The sequence below is a fragment of the Sphingobacterium sp. MYb388 genome, assembly GCF_037479535.1.
In the GTDB taxonomy this organism is placed as follows: Bacteria; Bacteroidota; Bacteroidia; order Sphingobacteriales; family Sphingobacteriaceae; genus Sphingobacterium; species Sphingobacterium anhuiense.
In genome coordinates this window covers 326,159-343,616 of record NZ_JBBGYV010000004.1, presented here as the reverse complement: position 1 = coordinate 343,616, position 17,458 = coordinate 326,159, and the positions used below count along the sequence as shown (strand labels likewise).

21 protein-coding genes are annotated in these 17,458 nt (G+C 34.3%); 6 read left to right on the top strand and 15 right to left on the bottom strand.

The window, feature by feature from the left end; all coding sequences use genetic code 11:
• The first annotated feature begins 47 nt into the window (after window positions 1-47).
• The 3 genes from WH188_RS15245 to WH188_RS15235 all read left to right on the top strand — a co-directional run bounded on the left by WH188_RS15245 (window position 48) and on the right by WH188_RS15235 (window position 1,626).
• Window positions 48-500, top strand: coding sequence for an Lrp/AsnC family transcriptional regulator (locus tag WH188_RS15245; protein ID WP_132768379.1), 453 nt, complete (start codon window positions 48-50; stop codon window positions 498-500).
• Window positions 501-521: 21 nt separating this feature from the next.
• Window positions 522-1,019 (top strand): GNAT family N-acetyltransferase, encoded by a 498-nt coding sequence (locus tag WH188_RS15240; RefSeq protein WP_183912912.1) that lies wholly within the window; start codon window positions 522-524, stop codon window positions 1,017-1,019.
• Between the two features lie 76 nt (window positions 1,020-1,095).
• Window positions 1,096-1,626: a DUF1697 domain-containing protein gene (locus tag WH188_RS15235; protein ID WP_021188339.1), complete on the top strand. Its 531-nt coding sequence runs from the start codon at window positions 1,096-1,098 to the stop codon at window positions 1,624-1,626.
• 691 nt (window positions 1,627-2,317) lie between these two features.
• On the opposite strand, the gene WH188_RS15230 is transcribed toward WH188_RS15235, so the two are convergent.
• From WH188_RS15230 to WH188_RS15180, 11 genes are all read right to left on the bottom strand, one after another.
• Window positions 2,318-2,764, bottom strand: a complete 447-nt coding sequence (locus WH188_RS15230; RefSeq protein WP_021188340.1) for a DUF1572 family protein — start codon at window positions 2,762-2,764, stop codon at window positions 2,318-2,320.
• 79 nt (window positions 2,765-2,843) lie between these two features.
• Window positions 2,844-3,350 (bottom strand): 4'-phosphopantetheinyl transferase superfamily protein, encoded by a 507-nt coding sequence (locus WH188_RS15225; protein WP_021188341.1) that lies wholly within the window; start codon window positions 3,348-3,350, stop codon window positions 2,844-2,846.
• On the bottom strand, window positions 3,347-3,601 hold the full coding sequence (locus WH188_RS15220) for a phosphopantetheine-binding protein (protein ID WP_031287231.1): 255 nt from the start codon (window positions 3,599-3,601) through the stop codon (window positions 3,347-3,349). The genes WH188_RS15225 and WH188_RS15220 overlap by 4 nt, the downstream gene beginning before the upstream one ends.
• Before the next feature lie 4 nt (window positions 3,602-3,605).
• Window positions 3,606-4,877 carry a beta-ketoacyl-[acyl-carrier-protein] synthase family protein gene (locus WH188_RS15215; RefSeq protein ID WP_021188343.1) on the bottom strand — a complete coding sequence of 424 codons (1,272 nt, stop codon included), beginning with the start codon at window positions 4,875-4,877 and terminating at the stop codon, window positions 3,606-3,608.
• Window positions 4,874-5,308, bottom strand: coding sequence for a 3-hydroxyacyl-ACP dehydratase FabZ family protein (locus tag WH188_RS15210; RefSeq protein WP_168126650.1), 435 nt, complete (start codon window positions 5,306-5,308; stop codon window positions 4,874-4,876). Before WH188_RS15210 ends, WH188_RS15215 begins: the two co-directional genes overlap by 4 nt.
• Before the next feature lie 6 nt (window positions 5,309-5,314).
• Window positions 5,315-6,367 (bottom strand): type III polyketide synthase, encoded by a 1,053-nt coding sequence (locus WH188_RS15205; protein WP_021188344.1) that lies wholly within the window; start codon window positions 6,365-6,367, stop codon window positions 5,315-5,317.
• Window positions 6,364-7,077, bottom strand: a complete 714-nt coding sequence (locus WH188_RS15200; protein WP_021188345.1) for a methyltransferase domain-containing protein — start codon at window positions 7,075-7,077, stop codon at window positions 6,364-6,366. Before WH188_RS15200 ends, WH188_RS15205 begins: the two co-directional genes overlap by 4 nt.
• Window positions 7,074-8,201 carry an NAD(P)/FAD-dependent oxidoreductase gene (locus WH188_RS15195; protein WP_021188346.1) on the bottom strand — a complete coding sequence of 376 codons (1,128 nt, stop codon included), beginning with the start codon at window positions 8,199-8,201 and terminating at the stop codon, window positions 7,074-7,076. The genes WH188_RS15200 and WH188_RS15195 overlap by 4 nt, the downstream gene beginning before the upstream one ends.
• Before the next feature lie 186 nt (window positions 8,202-8,387).
• Window positions 8,388-8,771, bottom strand: coding sequence for a hypothetical protein (locus tag WH188_RS15190; RefSeq protein ID WP_339424286.1), 384 nt, complete (start codon window positions 8,769-8,771; stop codon window positions 8,388-8,390).
• A 598-nt stretch (window positions 8,772-9,369) separates the two neighbouring features.
• Window positions 9,370-9,939 (bottom strand): xanthine phosphoribosyltransferase, encoded by a 570-nt coding sequence (xpt, locus tag WH188_RS15185; protein ID WP_339424285.1) that lies wholly within the window; start codon window positions 9,937-9,939, stop codon window positions 9,370-9,372.
• Between the two features lie 323 nt (window positions 9,940-10,262).
• The gene (locus WH188_RS15180) at window positions 10,263-10,640 is read right to left on the bottom strand and encodes a hypothetical protein (RefSeq protein WP_021188350.1); all 378 of its coding nucleotides are present in this window, start codon (window positions 10,638-10,640) and stop codon (window positions 10,263-10,265) included.
• A 346-nt stretch (window positions 10,641-10,986) separates the two neighbouring features.
• Between WH188_RS15180 and WH188_RS15175 the strand changes: the two genes are divergently transcribed.
• Window positions 10,987-11,931 (top strand): SGNH/GDSL hydrolase family protein, encoded by a 945-nt coding sequence (locus WH188_RS15175; protein ID WP_339424284.1) that lies wholly within the window; start codon window positions 10,987-10,989, stop codon window positions 11,929-11,931.
• A gap of 70 nt (window positions 11,932-12,001) precedes the next feature.
• On the top strand, window positions 12,002-13,255 hold the full coding sequence (locus WH188_RS15170) for an MFS transporter (RefSeq protein ID WP_339424283.1): 1,254 nt from the start codon (window positions 12,002-12,004) through the stop codon (window positions 13,253-13,255).
• 213 nt (window positions 13,256-13,468) lie between these two features.
• Here WH188_RS15170 and WH188_RS15165 read toward each other — a convergent pair whose 3' ends face one another.
• The gene (locus WH188_RS15165) at window positions 13,469-14,293 is read right to left on the bottom strand and encodes an ATP-binding protein (protein WP_339424282.1); all 825 of its coding nucleotides are present in this window, start codon (window positions 14,291-14,293) and stop codon (window positions 13,469-13,471) included.
• A 101-nt stretch (window positions 14,294-14,394) separates the two neighbouring features.
• On the bottom strand, window positions 14,395-15,807 hold the full coding sequence (locus tag WH188_RS15160; protein WP_339424281.1) for an MFS transporter: 1,413 nt from the start codon (window positions 15,805-15,807) through the stop codon (window positions 14,395-14,397).
• A 119-nt stretch (window positions 15,808-15,926) separates the two neighbouring features.
• Between WH188_RS15160 and WH188_RS15155 the strand changes: the two genes are divergently transcribed.
• Window positions 15,927-16,259, top strand: coding sequence for a winged helix-turn-helix transcriptional regulator (locus WH188_RS15155; RefSeq protein WP_021188358.1), 333 nt, complete (start codon window positions 15,927-15,929; stop codon window positions 16,257-16,259).
• A gap of 67 nt (window positions 16,260-16,326) precedes the next feature.
• On the opposite strand, the gene WH188_RS15150 is transcribed toward WH188_RS15155, so the two are convergent.
• Both WH188_RS15150 and WH188_RS15145 read right to left on the bottom strand, forming a co-directional pair.
• On the bottom strand, window positions 16,327-16,614 hold the full coding sequence (locus tag WH188_RS15150) for a hypothetical protein (RefSeq protein ID WP_339424280.1): 288 nt from the start codon (window positions 16,612-16,614) through the stop codon (window positions 16,327-16,329).
• An 8-nt stretch (window positions 16,615-16,622) separates the two neighbouring features.
• Entirely contained in the window at window positions 16,623-17,417 is a 795-nt protein-coding gene (locus WH188_RS15145; RefSeq protein ID WP_339424279.1) for a hypothetical protein, read from the bottom strand.
• Window positions 17,418-17,458: the final 41 nt, after the last annotated feature.

The window sequence follows — 17,458 nt, the reverse complement described above, 5'->3', positions numbered from 1 at the left end:
GCTTATTAAATTTAATTTAACTCTAAACTTAATAATTAAAAATAACCATGAATCATTTGGATGATTTTGATATACAGATTTTGAAACAGCTCGAAGCAGACGGACGCATGGCGTATTCTGCTATAGCTACAGAGCTAGGAGTTTCCAATACAATGGTCCATCAGCGTATTACACGCCTTATGGATCAAGGTATTCTTACGGGAATTAAGCCTGTTTTGGACGAAAAAAAATTGGGTTACGATTGGGGAGCTTTTACTGGAATATCTCTTGAAAAAGATCATGATTCAAAAAGAATAATTGAGGAGCTTCATAAAATTCCTGAGGTAACAGAATGTTACTATATTACTGGAAACTATACGCTATATTTAAAGATCATCGCTAAAGATCATGAGCATATGAGACAATTATTGTATGAGAAAATAGACAGTATTGCAGGTATTGCCAAAACGGAGACTATTATCGAGCTGGGGTGTGCTTTTAGACGTAATATTGTTTTATAAATCACTTTATCATAGAAGATAATGAAAATAAACTTACAGAAGTATGGACCGGAAGATTTTAACTCTTTCAAAACACTTGTTTGTGAAGATGATTTAATGAAATATATTTCTGGAAATGGATTGAATGAAAATCAGGCTAGAGCAAAGTTCGATCGTATTCTTGAAATCAATAGTAAGGAACGTGAATTAGGATATTTTAAGGTTCTTACTGAAGAAAATGAATTTGTGGGAGATTGCAAGTTGGAGCGATATAAGCATGATGAGAGCATTCTTGAAATAGGTTATATTATAAAAAAGAATTTTTGGAGAAATGGAATAGGATCTTTAATCTGTCGAAAATTACTAGATGTAGCGCATAATTTATATCCTGATTTAGCGGTTATTGGAATTATTGATCCAGAAAATATGGCTTCTAAAAAATTACTTGAAAAATTTGGATTTGAAAGTTATTTTATTGGGATTGAAGATGATTTACCAACTGAGAAATTAATATTGAAGAAATTGCAAGTTGATGAATGAGTCCTATTTGTAAATAAACGTATAATGATATATCGTATGTATTTTGACTTAATTTTAATCTAATTTTTTAAGAATTATGAAGTACTGTGCTTTTCTGAGGGGTGTAAATGTCAAAGGAACCAACATGAAGATGACTGATGTATGTCAGGTTTTTAGGGATGCAGGAATGCAGGATGTTAGGTCCATAATCGCATCTGGTAATATTGTTTTTTCATCAGATAAAAACGAGATCGAATTAAAGTTAATTTTGGAAAAGTCCATGTCAGCTTATTTTTCTTACGACGCTGTTTTATTTATAAAGTCGGAGCGTGATACGGTATTATATTGGGAAAGTGTTCCTTTTGAAAAGACTACGGATTTTCATATCTATGCATTTGTCGGAGATACTGGAATAGAAACAGTTTTAATGGCTGAATTTCAGGACGCGACACAAAATACCAATGAGAGCGCAGAAATAGTTAATCATATTTTCTACTGGCAGGTCCCTAAAGGAAACACGCTTGATTCAGCATTTGGAAAGATTTTGGGTAAAAAGACACTTAGAGATCAATTTACAAGTAGAAATATTAATACTTTTGAAAAGGTTCTAAAGAAGATGAATTCGTAATGTGGTTAAGAACTATTTGAAAGGAAATCCCTTGTAATGGCCTTATAAGTTATAATAATAACAGTATGACTTACAAGGTTAATAGAAAAGAGATTATTAACTTTAAAGAATAGTAGTCAATTTTTATATATTTTAGACTTAAACACATTCCGGTAAAAACAATTATTCCTCCGATAATCTAATACGATAAATTACTGCGTTTTTTATTTGTAAGCTTTACTGAAACATTTTTATGCAAAACAATAATTATTTTTTAATAGATAGCTTCTTTGGTCCCATTTTTGCTATTAAACAACCTGCGCATTTACAGTGTTTAGAAGGAGCGTAATTCGACCTCGTTTTAAATTATATTAAGAATGTTGGATTATGATGGGATCGATCTGGAAATTGAAATAAATCTACCTTTATTTACATAAATAGTAAAGCCATTCTTTTTAAGAATGGCTTTTTTTAATATTCTAAAATTACCCTAATTTGATAATATTAATCAAGTTGTCATATTCATCTGCCTCTCCCAAACTTTTACAAGTTATTAGAATCAAACCTATTGTGACTAAAAGTATCCAACTTAACCTTGCAGGAAAATAATCAGCAACAGTTAGCCGGATTTTTATTTTTGGTCTTTCTGTTATTAAATTGCTAATTTTTATTTGGGATTTTTGATATTGAAATTCAACTTATTTAATTTTTTTTAGCTTTCGATTAAACGTCTATGATAATTTATTTGTCCGAGATGATAAGCGAGATGGGTTGTCAGGTGAATTAAAAAAAACTCTGTTGAAGTCTTTTTCGAAAACACTAAAATGGGATATTCGCTATCTAATTCTTCATCTGCTATTTGGCTTAGTGCAAGTCTAATAGTTTCAATTGTATCTTCTATTTTCGTAATTAGATCTTTTCTCGGAACATTTTTTTCTAAAAATTCAAGATCTCTATTTCTTACATAGTTAGTTTTCCCGATCTCTTTACCTATATAAGTGTTTAAGTTACCAATTAAATGGAGGGTTAAATTTCCCGCTGAATTCAAGATCTTTTTCTCAATCCGCCAAATATTGGATTCATTTTCATAAAGTTCTATTTCAGTTATTAATTTTTTAAGATCTCTTTCAAAAAGGGATACTAATGTATTAGTGAGCATATTTAATTATCATTAAAGTTTTTCCTTGTCTAAAAATGGTTTCAGCAACTTTCGCAATTAAACTGATCCTGATTTAGAATTATTTACTTTTAATTGTCACTGTCTTTTCAAAGCGACCATGGTTGCTATTTGAAGCTGCTTTATATTGATTTGAGTTTGTAATACATAACCAAGGTATTCCATTTATATCTTTTAGCATTTCTTTTTTGTCTATTTCCACTACGAGATCTAGATCTTCTAAGTCATTAACAGCAATAGTATGGATAAAATCATCAGCTAAAAAAGTTCTTGTATGATAGATATTTCCGATATAAAATACTTGACCAGTTGCACTAAAACAGGTTTGTGATAATATTTTACAAATCAGTTTCTTAGGAATGAATTCTCTTTTTTTTGTCTGTCTATTTAGGATTTTGTACGCAGCTTCTTTCATGCTCCACATCAGCCATACTATAATTTCTGGATCAGAACTATTGGCTATAAAGCACTGTTCTTCTTCTGTAAATAGTTTTTCCAGAAACCCATGTCGTTTCCAATTACTTTCTTGACGGGATTTCTGTATATCTATGATATCATTACCAATCACTTCTGCGCTAATTTGATTTCTATAATTTCGACGGCTGTTCTCACGTTTAACATACGTTCCATATCAGTATTATCGATGACAACATCAAATATTTGTTCAATATCGAGTACAATATCTACCAGATTTGCAGAATTGATGTTAAGATCATTAATAAAATCGGTGTCTTCATTTAGGTTTTCGTATGCTTCTAAATTCGTGGTATAAGGTTTTATGATTTCCTTTAACTTACCTATCAACATTTCTTTATTCATAAGATTAAATTTCAAATTTTTTAAATATTACACAAGCATTCACATCACCAAATCCAAAGCTAGCTTTGGCTATTACATTTAAATTAATGTTAAAAGATTTTGTCGGTATTTTTGAGGCATCAATATGAGTTGCTATTTCTGGATGTAGATCATCGCAATTTGTATTTCCAAATAAAAACCCATGATGAAGTTGCAGCACTGTAGCTACACTTTCAATGCTTCCTGCAGCACTGAGGCAATGTCCTATCAAGCTCTTTAATGAATTGACGTAGGGAAAATCAACATGACTTCTGCCCAATGCCTTTGTCCAGTTCTCTATTTCAATACTATCTTTAGCAGTTGCTGTAAGATGACCGTTGATTGCGTCAATATCATTTGCTGAAATAGCTGCGTTTTTGAGAGCATCAATAATGCATCTTTGAACAGCTTTGCTATTTGGAGCAGTCATCGTACCATTTCCCCGCTGTCCCCCACAGTTTACACTACCACCTAGAATTTCTGCGTAAACATTTGCCCCTCGTTTTAGCGCACTTTCTAAGTCCTCAATAATTAGTGCTCCTGCACCGGATGCAGGTACAAATCCTGCTGCTGTTGCACTCATAGGACGGGAGCCTGCTTCAGGATTGTCATTATATTTAGAACTGCAAACTCTTAAAGCATCAAATCCAGCCCAAATGTAGGGGCCGCTATCTGAAGTGCTGCCGGCTAATATGCGTTTTGCTTTTCCTGATCTTATACGGTCATAGGCCATTATGATTGCTTCGGTCCCTGTTGCGCATGCAGAAGAATTCGTGGTTACCTGATTTCCTAGTCCTAATTTTCCGCCCAGATATGCACTTATACCACTATTCATAGTTTGAGCAACAACACTGCTACCAAGTTTACGCGTCTGCAAATCATCAATTTTATAGATACTTTCGCGCAATTTATCAATGCCTGATGTTCCTGATCCAAATATAGTTCCACTGTCCCAATCAGGCTCATTATTATTTTCTATCGGAAGTCCGGCATTTTTCCAAGCTTCAACACCTGCAATGACGCCATATAGTATTCCGCTACTGTTAAAACCTCTAAGTTCAAGATCGGTAAAATACGCTGACTTTATTTCATCTGTAATTTGGGGTTTTCCTGCTATCTGACAAGAAAACTGCAATTGCTGTAATTGTTCATCCTGGCGTATTCCAGATATACCATTTTTAATAGCATCGGTAAAAGCAGGTACGCCAACTCCATTTGGAGCAACGACCCCTAATCCCGTTATTACAACTCGGTTCATAGCTCAGTGGTTAACATTCCTGAAAATATACCTTGACTAACAATCTGTTCGGCTTCGTTTTTCATACTGATGTTACACTTGAGTTTGCCGAATCTAAAATATATTTTTTGAGAAATTACAGTAACTTTTTCATTTGGATATACAGGTTTTAAAAACTGCATTTCGACAGATGTAAATGCAATTGAAGTATTTTTTAGCTCATTATTAAGAAGGTAAATGCCGAGACAAACAAGACCTATCTGCGCCATAGTTTCTGTTAAAATCACTCCAGGAGTAACCGGTTTTTCTTTAAAATGTCCCTTATAGAAATCTAGATTTTCATCGAAGGTATATGTACCCATACTTCCATTTTCATCAATATGAAGCAACTCATCGACGAATAAAAATGGTTTACTATAGGGTAATTTTGCTATAATATCTTTTACGTTCATTGTACATTACCATTTTAATAAAAGCCCTTGGGCAGAAAATCCTGGACCAAAACTTAACATCAACCCTAATTCTCCCTGTATGGGATTTTTATCCATGACGCACTCTAGGACATAAAGAACAGTTGCACTTGACATATTGCCATATTGCAATAATATTTCTTTTGTGTGATCAATATTTTTACCCCACTCTGAAAATAGTTTTTCGACCGTCATTACGATTTTTTTTCCTCCGGGATGAAATATCATATGGTCTATGTCTCTGATCTCTAAATTATTTTTCTTTAAGAATGGATGTATAATATCACCAAAATGTTGTGCTATGGTATCCGGAACTTCAGTGCCAAGTATCATTTTCAAACCACTATTGGTCAGTTTAAATCCCATAATATGCTCCGTATTAAAGAAGTGATACATCTGTTCATCAAGTATGGTGGGACCATAATCTTCTTCATAAGAAGAAAGTAGACAACAAGCTGCCCCATCACCAAAAATAGCCGCGCTTACAATATTTGACATTGAAAAATCATCCAGTTGAAATGTAGCAGTCGGAGCTTCAATCGCTATTACTGCGGCTCGTTTGTTAGGATTGCCTTTGAGGAAGTTTTTGGCATATAACAAACCCGATACTCCTGCTACACAGCCCATCTCTGTAACTGGCAATCTGACGATATCCTGTCGTAGTTTCAGTTTATTTATAAGATACGCATCTAAAGAAGGGATGATAATACCGGTGCAACTTACAGTAATAATATAGTCTAAGGTGCTTGGATCCCATCCCGCTTTTTTAAGTGCTTTCTCAAGCACTTGTTCACCAAGGATAATAACTTCACGGCTGTAAATGTTATTTTTATCTTCAAAAGAAGTTGCTGTAAATACTTCAATAGGATCCATAATTGAATACCGTGTATTTACTGCCGCACCTTCAAATATTTTTTTTACTTTTTTTATAAAACGTGTTTCTTGTCCATAAAGCCAAGTATCTAGCATAGGAAGTATTTCAACTGTATCGCTTGAATATTTCGGTAGTTGTTTTGCAACAGTTACGATCTTTACACTCATATTTTAGGTATAATCCATTGGTAACGAAAGGCCCATTTCCATTGGATGGTATAATTCTTTAAATTTAGTTTTCTTGCAAAACTTTGCAGTTCATTTCTTTTAAATCCTCTCAATATCGATGTACATCCATCTTCTTGCAACATCCTGTTTAATCTAAAAACAAAACATACCATTTGGTAAAGTCTATAAGCAAATTTGCTGCGCTGTAAATCGTTTATAACTATTCCTACAGAGGCATTATGACTAAAGATAGTGATTAAATCTATTATTTTTTCATTAGTAAAATGATGAATAGTTAAGGTGCAAAGTGCAATATCATATTTTAATGTCTTGAAATTTTCTTCAAATATATCAGTGCATACATAGTCAATATTAGCGTAGCTTGTTGATAATTTTCGAGCATAGTTGATCGTATATTCATTTGCATCTATACCGATCATTTTAAAGTTAATATTGTTCTTAATACCGTATTCGGCTAACATACGTAACATATCACCGTTACCGCAACCTATATCTGCGACAGTGATATGTTTAGATCGATCAACCTGTGTTAATAATTGCTTTACGCCATTAAGTGTAGTACTATTGCCTCCAAGAAATTGATTGATGCGTGCAATTTTATCTAGAGCTTCTCGTAATTCTTCACCTTGGAGTGAAAAATCATCCATTAATTCGGTTTTTTCTGTCCTATTATCGGTATTTATTCTCATTTGATTGTTATTGCTTTACCGTGTGTTTGCTTTATTATCAAAGGAAGAAGAGAGGGGAACATCGTTGCGATCCTGATCAATACTGTTGTGATGGTTTGATGTTGAAGTGCTTTCGATAATAGGTTTCCGATTAAGAGTCTCTTTTCGAAATTTTGTTTCCATTGTTGTGTGAATTTTTTTTCTAATAATTTTCGGGATACGATTTTACCTGTGTAATAGTCGACGATTAGCTCTGACGAAATTTTAGCACTGTGCATAGCCATGGCCATGCCATTGCCACAGAGGGGATGGATAAGGCCGGCAGTATCACCGATCATTAATATATGGTTTTCGATGATCGGTTTTTTATCAAATGATATTTGACTTATTGTAAGTGGTTTATCAAAAAGTAATGTGCTATTTTCAAAAAAGTATTTGATGTGTTTATTCTTGTAAAGAATATTTTGCTCAAATTCTGTAATATTCTTGTGCTTTTTAAATGATTTTAAATCAGCTAGGTAGCACATATTTATAATATTGTCTTCAACTTTTGTAATACCACAATAACCACCCTTAAAGTTATGTAGTGCTACTACATCATCAGGAAATTCTCCGGAATAATGTCCTTTTACGGCTAGCCACGGGGCAGTTTTATTCATAAAATTACGTTTTAGTACCTGATCCACGTTCGATCGTTTCCCGAATGCTCCCAATACGATTTCTGCTATTAAAATCTGATTTTCGGTCATCACTGTGAATGCATTTTCATTAAATGTTACATTTGTTACTGTAGCTTTAATAACGGTACATCCCATTTTTACTGCTTGTAGATATAGAGAATTATCCAGCGAATACCTACTGATGCCAAGGCCTCCCAACGGTAAGTCTGCTTTTGCAGTTTTACCATTTTGATGTGTAAATATAAGTGTGTTAATATTTGTTGGATATACTTGTAAAATGTCTGAGTTCAACCAATTCAAATAAGGTAATATTTCTTTTGAAAGATATTCCCCGCAGACTTTATGACGAGGATAACTATATTTTTCAATTAACGTGACATTTAATCCTTTTTTTGTTAAATGTAATGCAGCTGTTAAACCTGCAAGGCCACCACCAATAATAATAACATCAGCATTTTTCTTCATATATATTTAGCTATAAAACAGGAATATCATAAATTTTGGAGTGTTTAGTGAATAGGTGAAAGTTTTTAAGGACGATGAAAGGAACTGATATTGATTTTATTTACCTTTTAGACATCATACAAGAGGGGGAGTTCAGTGCTGATCAAGTTTTGTCTCCCCTCAGATGTTTTAAGAATCTGTTCAATATTAATTAGTGGTGAAATATGTTCGTACAAAAGCGTATTGCTGATTTTCGGTCATTTTATCAGCAGGTTTTATTCCGATTTTAATTTTAGCATATGCTAGACCATCTTTAATAGTATTGTATAGCTCAATTTTTGCATCAGTTGGACCAAAAATGAGTACTTCATCATACTGTTTGATTATTTTAGCTATTTCTTTATAATATTCGGATAGCTCATTCTGTTTTTTATTATGCATGACACTTTCACTACGTTTTAGTGCCTCTTCCTTATCCTCATGGGTAAAGTTGCATTCAATAGTTTTAGTCTGCATAGGATTTGTTGAATAATCCATCAAGTTGGCAAATGAATGGTCCATCCAGATACCAATTTTTGTTTTTTCTATCATATTCATATCGTTTAATTACTGGTTACGATCTATTATAACCTGATTTCATGACAAATTACTTCATAATTATTATACAGATCTCTTATCTTTCAGCATAAAATCGCTCTTTAGCCATCTGTAATCATCATCATATAAGCCATTTAATAAAAATGCAGATTATAGGAGTTTACGTCTTATCAACAATTTTGAAGGGGATTTTGTTTCATTTAAAAAGAAGTATTTATTTGTAAATTATTGATAGACTAGAATCAGGAGATATCAAAACCGGTTTGTACAATTTACAATAATTTATTTTGATATTGATTTACAGAAATGTAAAATATTGGATAAAAGTATACATATGATAAGCTTTGAAAGTATCATATAAACAATTTAGGATTTTAATATTAAGTATGACTAGAAATACTTTTGATTGTTTAAAACAAAGATGTAATGAATTTCCGCTTCATGAGAAGAAGGACTAAAATGATTTTCACAAGCTTAAAAATGAGGCGATAGTGTTAAAACTAAAGCCTCTTAGTATTAATGATGAATGTTGATCCCCATAACCGGATGTTATAGCGTTATGCCAGAAGATTAAATTAGATTGAAGTAATTTTTAGTCTTCAAACTCGATAAGATTATCACCTAATGTTTTAATACGTGCGAGAGATTCTATTTGAATATTTAATTCCTGTAGGCGCTCATTTCCCTTTTGAAAAGATTTTTCAATAATAAATCCCATACCCAGCATGGTGGCTCCAGCTTTCTTTACCAGTTCATAAACTCCAATAGAAGCATTTCCGTTGGCTAAGAAATCGTCGATAAAAACTACCTGGTCAGTTTTAGTTAAGAAGTCAGTACTTACACATATATCATATGTTTTATCTTTGGTGTAAGAATAAACCGAGGCCGTTAACATATTATTCATTGTTTTCGGAACAGCTTTTTTGACAAATACCACGGGAAGTTCTAATAAATATCCAAGCATTATTGCAGGAGCAATGCCACTTGCTTCAATCGTTATAATTTTATTCATTGGTAGATTCCCAAAGCGACGGACAAACTCTACACCTATAGATTTCATAAGAATAGGGTCCATCTGATGGTTTATAAAACTATCAACTTTTAATATTCCGCCTTCAAAGCTTTTACCATCCTTTAAGATTCGGTCTTTTAGTAATTTCATGTTAAAATAATAATGCAAAGCAAAGATAGTTGAACAAAATGAAAACAAAGCCACTTTTAGATTCATCTTTGTTTTCTGTTTTAGCTCTCTTTTTTACAGATACTATTTAAATAGAACTCATTTTTAGAATTGCTATAAGTAATATTTCATCTTCTTTAATTGCATTAAAATTTAATAATGCATATGTCCTTTTATAAAAATAGCTGGAAATTAATTATTAGTCTCAGTGGAGATATCTGAAATATTGGGACTTCATGTTGTTTCAAGAATGCTTCAAATGTAGCGGTGCTTTTTTTGCAAAGCATCTTAATTTACGTGTTTAGTTATAAATCACAGTCAGTTATATTGTTATTTTCTTTATGCCAGTCGTGAAAACAAAAACGGCATTGCTTTGCTGTTGGTGTCCGGGCTAGCTTGTGGCATTTTGGACAATAATTGAAAACGATATCCAGGTGATGGTCTCGCAATATGCGGGTTGCCGTATTTTCATTGAATTTTTCTAAACCATTGTTAAGAAGACCCAATACGGTTTGATCCTTTGTAAGCCATCCGGTCTTCAGGTATATTCGTTGCATTTTCTCTAAATTTTCACTGCCATCTAGTTTTAGCGTGGAATGAGCATGTTTATATGCAAGCTTCTCTTCGGGCGACATCAGATCCAGATAGTAGGTAATAATATAATCCTGAATTTCCTTGTTCATAATAGTAAGTTAAATATGCGATTTGACAATCGCAAAATCAACATTAAATTTTTCTGTTTTAAGCCCTGGTCTAAACCGAGGATATTTTTAAGAGCAAAAGCTCATTTGGTTAATTCCATCAAACTTTTCAAAAGTACTAAATGGTGATTACTATTGTTTTTTTAACTTCAAAAATTCGAGGATTTTAATCAAAAATAGTTTATTTATTACCAGCCAATACATTATATTTAGTCTCTGGAGATAGAATTATCAGATCATATTCGTTAAATTATATAAACATCATAATTTTAATTTGAAAATAGCAAAAATTTTTAACTTGCAAAGTTCCCTGATAAATATACCACTTATGAAAAATTATACTCTTTTAATAATTATTAGTTTTTTTTGTTCGATTTTAGTTGCGCAACAAAAATCTAATTCTCTCTTGCATTTGAATCGAGCCGAAAAGATTTTATTTCTTGGAAATAGCATCACCTATGATGGTCGATATGTCGCGATGATAGAAAGTGTTCTTCTAAGTAGTCATTTTATAAAAGGTACTGCAATAATCAATCTTGGGCTTCCAAGTGAGACTGTTTCTGGGCTTAGTGAGGACAATCATGCGAACGGTGAATTTGCAAGACCATGTTTATTCGATCGGTTGGAAAGTGTATTGCAGAAGATCAAACCTGATGTTGTTTTTGCATGTTACGGAATGAATGATGGTATTTATCTCCCTTTTGAAAGTGTGCGTTTCAAAGCTTATCAGGACGGTATAGAAAACTTATATACGGAGGTGCTTAAAAGTGGTGTAAAACGGATTGTATTGATTACACCGCCCGTTCATGATGATCCAGATCTTGGTCTTGACGGATATAATCAAGTATTGGATCGATATTCAACTTGGCTATTAGAACAGCGGAAGAATGAAAAGTGGGAAGTTATAGATCTTCATTTTCCCATGAAAAAATACTTAGAATCCATAACACGGATTGATCCAACGTATAAGCTGGCTCCGGATGGTATACATCCAGAGCAGGAAGGACACTGGTTAATGGCCAGGTCAATTATTTCCTATCTTAATCCTACATTTCCGCAAGTGATCAAGTGGGATGAGTACGTTGCTAACCATACTTATTTACCCAAGTTGTATGAGACTGTTCTTAAGAAACAAGAACTAATGAAACTAGCCTTGCTGCGTTATACTAAGCATAAAAGACCTGGCATTCCCTCTGGCTTGACCATGGAACAGGCTAATCAGCAAAATAAGCATTTAGAAAAACAAATTTCATCATTGATTGCACATCATTAATTATTTAATATAATTAATAGAATACTGCGCCTTAAAATTTCTTAACTTTGATATAGGTAAAAATAGTAAAATGGGACTAAGCAAAGTAGCGTCAACCACCAGATTATATGTTATAGCATGGGTATTTGGACTTTTATTCTATTTTTTAGATTATGTAATCCGTTCATCTCCTGCAGTCATGCTACCCCAACTGGCTGAGCAATTTAACGTAACACCGGTTAATCTCATTACTATTATAGGCACTTACTATTATACCTATTCTATTGTTAGTTTACTGGCGGGTCTTGCTCTTGATAAATTTGGAGCAAAATATTCTTTGTTTACAGGTACATTGATTTTAGGTATTGGCTGCCTGCTTTTTGTACTTTCTAGTTCTTTCGCTGGCAATACCGGTCGGTTATTACAAGGCGCAGGCTGTGCATTTGCCTTTCCTGGATGTGTGTACCTCGCTTCGAAAGGGTTTTCTGCAAAGTCATTGGCTACAGCCATAGGATTTACACAATGTGTAGGTATGCTTGCCGGCTCTGCGGGGCAGTTTGTTGTTGGCCCATGGGTTGAACAAGGGTTAAAAATTAACCATTTTTGGTTAGGGGCTGGTTTGATCACTATTCTAGTGGCTTTTGGCTTATTACTTATCATACCGAAAAATGAAGATAAAAACCAAGCTGTGAAAACCACAGATTCAAAAGGTATTTTATGGCCCTACAAGGTTGTTTTCTCTAATGCTCAGTCCTGGTTATGTGGTTTGATATCAGGGTTATTGTTTGCTCCTACAACCATATTTGCCATGACATGGGGTGTTGCCTTTTTTCAGCAGGATAAAGATTTTAGTTTTCATGCAGCAACAATCGCAAGTGCCATGATTCCTATGGGATGGGTGCTGGGTTGTCCACTTTTGGGTTATATAACGGATAAAATTGGTGTGCGCAAGCCAGTTCTTTTAGTAGGTGCTCTGGTTATGATTTTAGCAATTGGCCAGATTCTTTTTCTTCCAGATCTGATATCTGTATATACTACTAATTTTATATTTGGTGTTGCTTCCGGAGCTGCAATGATTCCTTATTCAGTTATTAAAGAGTCTAATCCTGATGAGGTTAAAGGTAGCGCTACCGGAGCGATGAACTTTATAACTTTTGGTGTAACTACGCTGTTAAATCCTATATTTAGTAAGTTTTTCGGACAAACGCTGTCTTTAGGAATAAACAAATCATCTCATTTCCAGTCAACTGGATTATTCTGGATAGGGGGTATAATACTAGCTATTATATTAACGTTTTTTCTTAACGAAACTGGACAAAGAAAAGTCACGAAGTCATCGTTATAAATTGTAAAACTTAACATATCTAGTGCAGCTTGTGCACTTATAGCGTATTTTTTTTATAAAGAACTTAAATCGACGATAGATCTTTATTGGATGTATTTTTCATATATTTTATCTAGGCAAAATTATTTTATTGATCAAAAAAAAGAAACTATAGTTGTTTTAAGTAGTTGCAAACAACTATAGTATTATTAAAAAAGGTGTAATTAAATTATGTTATTTTAGTTGATAAGCAGCAACACTCTTTTTGAAAAAGGTAGGGACATAGATGATTTTCTTAATAGGATCGTAACCGATATCTGCTGTGTTTTTCTTTTCTCCTGTGCTATCTAAAAGTAATTCTGATTTTCCATTTGCATGTACGTAATAGATATAGCCACCCCAGCATGAGTATATAAAATCTCCATTGCCGATCGGTTCGATACCGTCACCGCCACAGGGTAGGTCTGCAATTGTCGTTAGCTCCTTTTTTTCATTAGCTTTAAGTAACTGTTTATTTCCTCCGGCGATATATAGATCTTTTCCTATTGCCTTCAATCCGTTGACACCGTCTATATTCTCAAGATACAGCTCAGCTTTATTATTGATGATCTTGTGAATTTTTTTAGTTCTGGTATCTGAGACATAGACTACACCCTTGTCACTTACAGTGATATCATTTAAGAATGCAGATCCGGTTATTGGAATTTTATGAAGCACTTTGCTTGAGGGTATATCGATAATAACAACATCGGTTATATCTGCGGCATAAAGCGTGTTGTCATGCTTGGCAAGTCCTTTTGGTGCATTAAGACCATTAATCCACTCCAGATCGATAACCTTACCATTCATATCCAACTTACCGATACCGCCGATACTATCTTTCTGATCTGAACTGTTACCCATGATTGACACATATAAAATACCTGCTTTGGTATCCGGTAGTACGGATTCAGGCAGATTGATGATACTATCTGTTTCCCATATTTTATCAAGTTTGTGTTGGGCCTGAACAGATAGCCCTAATAGTGATGCTAGTGCTAGACTGAGTGATTTTTTCATAATTACTTTTGTTTTAAGATGGTTCAAATGTTGAAAATAAATAAAAAAATGTAGATTATGAAGTATTAATTTATTCTGTATAGTTATTGAAGATAACTTCTTCATTTTACAGTTCCTGTTTTTCGAATAGGTAAAAGTGTTATAAAAAGACCAGCAACTACCAATAATATAATAGAAATAACAGAAGAAATACCGTAAGCATGATTCAGATTTTCCATGCTTAAAAATACACTATTCTGATCGTGAAAATAAATACCCACTACCAGTGCTATACCCATACAGATAGAAAGTTGCTGAATGGTGAGGTAAATCCCGGACGCAGTACCGATCAAATCTGTCTTGATATCTTTTATTGCCATTGTCATAAGGGAAGGTAGTACGGTACCACACCCTAGGCCATAATAGAAAAATAGGACATGTACCTGATGGATGACAACTGCGGGTTGATTATAAACGTATAGATGTGCGATTAAACCACTGATCATAATGGTTAACCCATATAAAATGACTGATTTTCCATTTCTTTGTACAAGTTTGCTGACTACAATACTGGCAATGACATAGCCGATGCCCTGATAAACAAATGCAACACCGGTCATAGTAGGTGTAAAGTTTTTGTATAGCTGGAGGTAATTGGAGTTGATAATGAAATACGCATCCTGTACCATGTAATAAGCAAATGCCGCTGCCAAACCTAAATTAAAGATTTTATTGTCGAATAATGAGAAATTGATCAGAGATAAAAGACTATTCTGTTCGCGTTTTTTTTGTTGCTTCAGGAATATAAATAAAAGTAAAAGAGAACCTATTAAAAGTAGTATGCTCCATAATGGCCAATGCAATTCTGGACCCAGAATTAAAGGGCAAACCAAACCGATCAATAAACCAAATAATTGGAACATAGGTAGGTAACTAATTTTTGCGTTGACATCAGGTTCGATGCGGGGAATAAGACTATATACCGATATAAGGGCAACGATACCGACAGGAATATTGACTAAAAAAATCAACCTCCAGCTTTCATTGATCCAGGATTGATCGGGCAGGATACCGCCCAACAATTGCCCGAGTACGGATGCTATACCAGCTATACTTCCATAAATACCAAGTGCTAGCGTTCTTTTTTCTTGTTGCTTGAAGAGCGAAGTTATCAGAGCAATACCTTGTGGAACCATCAGTCCTGAGCTGACACCCTGCAAAAGTCTGCCAAAAAGCAGGATATATATATGTTCGGAAACACCGCAGATGACCGAGGAAATCGTGAACCCCAACATGCCTATGAGGTACATTTTTTTTCTGCCATAGTAATTCCCTGCATTTCCAGAACTTATAAGTAGACTGGCATAACCGATGACGTAGAGAATAATGATCCACTGAGTTTCGCTGGTGCTGAGTTGCAGTGATTGCTGCATGGAGGGTAAAGAAACATTAATAATGAACAGATCTGTCACAAATAAAAATATTCCGGCAGAGAGCACGGAAACTTTGAGCAGATCAGTAATTTGGAAACGCATATGGATAGTTTTTAGTAATTTTATCCATCAAATTTAAGCGTGTTAATTGTCGTTATCAAGTAGTTATAAGAAGCATACTTAGTATCGTTTTATGTACTAATGCTCAGTATAAAGGTTTTATGGAAGAAAAAAAAATCAAAAATTCGGAAAGCTGTTGCGATGTCAACGGCATTTTCAAGATTATTGGGGGGAAATGGAAAGCATTACTGATTAAGACCATTGCACAGCAGTGTCCAAAACGTTTCGGTGAGTTACGAAGAGATATGGAAGATATGGCACAGACGACATTAACGTTACAATTGCGCGAGCTGGAACGTGATGGGATTATCTGCAGACAAGTGTACATGGAATCGCCACCTCGAGTGGAATATAAATTGAGTGAAATGGGAAAAACGCTTCTGCCAGTTATCGATATGCTTGATGAATGGTGGGATGCCTATAAAATGAGATAAGCAGGTAACCGAGGGGTTACCTGCTTGGAATGTTATTTTTGCCAATAATATAGTATGGGTTTTCAGTTTACTCTCCAGCTGACATAACCAAAGTAAGATCCGTGGTAAACTCCAAATCTGTAGTTGTATGGGCTTTAACTAAAATCTTATAACTTCCAGCTTGCAATGACTCGCTTTTCTGTACTAAAACTGCACCTGTATCGGTATTGACCGAAAATGTACCCGCAGTATTGTCATATCTATTTCCATCTTTAGCTACGGATACAAGTGTAAAACTTGCTTTATATTTTTCGGGATATAGCGTCGGTGAAGCAGAACGATAACCGTTAGACACTGCTATGTTGATAAGGTTCAAGTTTAAAGTCAGATTAAGATCTGGATAATATGTTCCATAGAAAAACTTGATATGTGGAATAAATACAACTCTAAATACAGTTGACGCGATCTGAAAGCCATTTTTTGCAAAATAGGAGTGAGGTCGTATGCATGTTCTTCCTTTTGTGCTGGATCACCCGCCGAATTACTGATCAGGATACGCGATCCTTCGATCTTTACCATGTTCTCATTCCCAGAAGCCGTTGGCATGTACCAATTAGTCCCTGCCGTTGGTGTAGCCAGAGCGTCAAGTTCGAAACTTGCGCCCTTATCGCTATAGAGCATATAGGAATATGGTAGTTCATCTTTTTTTTCCAATCCTTTTATAGCGATTTTACCTGGAGCGATTTTAAAATTTAAACTTTCTTTTCCAATCTGTGCATCATCTGATGACTTTGCTATAACCGTAATATTATAGTTGTCTGGAATGCGTAGACCGGAAATTGATGGTGCGCCACTGGGGTAAAGAAGGGTCGTGTTGATTATAATCTGATTTTTTTCAGCATCAACAGTAATGCCGGCAATGAGTTTGTCGTGAAGTCTGCTAGCTGAGCCTATTGCTAGATTTGGCGTTTGGGAAAAATCTAAACTTAGCGATAATGCGTCTAAATTCTTTAAATTTTCAGGTAGATTGATTTTGTAAGTTTCGCCATACACAAGATTCAGGTTTTGAGGGAGCTGGAAATGAATTGTTTCCACGGGCTCCTCAATTTGTTTTTTACAAGAGGTTACAACGGAAAGCAATAATGCCGCGAAAGCGGTTAGGGCAAGAAATCTGTTCATGTAATTCATTTTGATTGATAAATTTTGTTGAAGGTAATAAT

What these genes read in the sequence shown, in the direction of transcription:
- WH188_RS15200 (WP_021188345.1), bottom strand. Translation starts at nt 7,077, where the DNA reads ATGAGAATAAATACCGATAATAGGACAGAAAAAACCGAATTAATGGAT.
- WH188_RS15210 (WP_168126650.1), bottom strand. Translation starts at nt 5,308, where the DNA reads ATGAACGTAAAAGATATTATAGCAAAATTACCCTATAGTAAACCATTT.
- WH188_RS15245 (WP_132768379.1), top strand. Translation starts at nt 48, where the DNA reads ATGAATCATTTGGATGATTTTGATATACAGATTTTGAAACAGCTCGAA.
- WH188_RS15165 (WP_339424282.1), bottom strand. Translation starts at nt 14,293, where the DNA reads ATGAAAAAATCACTCAGTCTAGCACTAGCATCACTATTAGGGCTATCT.
- WH188_RS15175 (WP_339424284.1), top strand. Translation starts at nt 10,987, where the DNA reads ATGAAAAATTATACTCTTTTAATAATTATTAGTTTTTTTTGTTCGATT.
- WH188_RS15145 (WP_339424279.1), bottom strand. Translation starts at nt 17,417, where the DNA reads ATGAACAGATTTCTTGCCCTAACCGCTTTCGCGGCATTATTGCTTTCC.
- WH188_RS15235 (WP_021188339.1), top strand. Translation starts at nt 1,096, where the DNA reads ATGAAGTACTGTGCTTTTCTGAGGGGTGTAAATGTCAAAGGAACCAAC.
- xpt (WP_339424285.1), bottom strand. Translation starts at nt 9,939, where the DNA reads ATGAAATTACTAAAAGACCGAATCTTAAAGGATGGTAAAAGCTTTGAA.
- WH188_RS15215 (WP_021188343.1), bottom strand. Translation starts at nt 4,877, where the DNA reads ATGAACCGAGTTGTAATAACGGGATTAGGGGTCGTTGCTCCAAATGGA.
- WH188_RS15170 (WP_339424283.1), top strand. Translation starts at nt 12,002, where the DNA reads ATGGGACTAAGCAAAGTAGCGTCAACCACCAGATTATATGTTATAGCA.
- WH188_RS15230 (WP_021188340.1), bottom strand. Translation starts at nt 2,764, where the DNA reads ATGCTCACTAATACATTAGTATCCCTTTTTGAAAGAGATCTTAAAAAA.
- WH188_RS15205 (WP_021188344.1), bottom strand. Translation starts at nt 6,367, where the DNA reads ATGAGTGTAAAGATCGTAACTGTTGCAAAACAACTACCGAAATATTCA.
- WH188_RS15240 (WP_183912912.1), top strand. Translation starts at nt 522, where the DNA reads ATGAAAATAAACTTACAGAAGTATGGACCGGAAGATTTTAACTCTTTC.
- WH188_RS15160 (WP_339424281.1), bottom strand. Translation starts at nt 15,807, where the DNA reads ATGCGTTTCCAAATTACTGATCTGCTCAAAGTTTCCGTGCTCTCTGCC.
- WH188_RS15195 (WP_021188346.1), bottom strand. Translation starts at nt 8,201, where the DNA reads ATGAAGAAAAATGCTGATGTTATTATTATTGGTGGTGGCCTTGCAGGT.
- WH188_RS15190 (WP_339424286.1), bottom strand. Translation starts at nt 8,771, where the DNA reads ATGATAGAAAAAACAAAAATTGGTATCTGGATGGACCATTCATTTGCC.
- WH188_RS15155 (WP_021188358.1), top strand. Translation starts at nt 15,927, where the DNA reads ATGGAAGAAAAAAAAATCAAAAATTCGGAAAGCTGTTGCGATGTCAAC.
- WH188_RS15220 (WP_031287231.1), bottom strand. Translation starts at nt 3,601, where the DNA reads ATGAATAAAGAAATGTTGATAGGTAAGTTAAAGGAAATCATAAAACCT.
- WH188_RS15180 (WP_021188350.1), bottom strand. Translation starts at nt 10,640, where the DNA reads ATGAACAAGGAAATTCAGGATTATATTATTACCTACTATCTGGATCTG.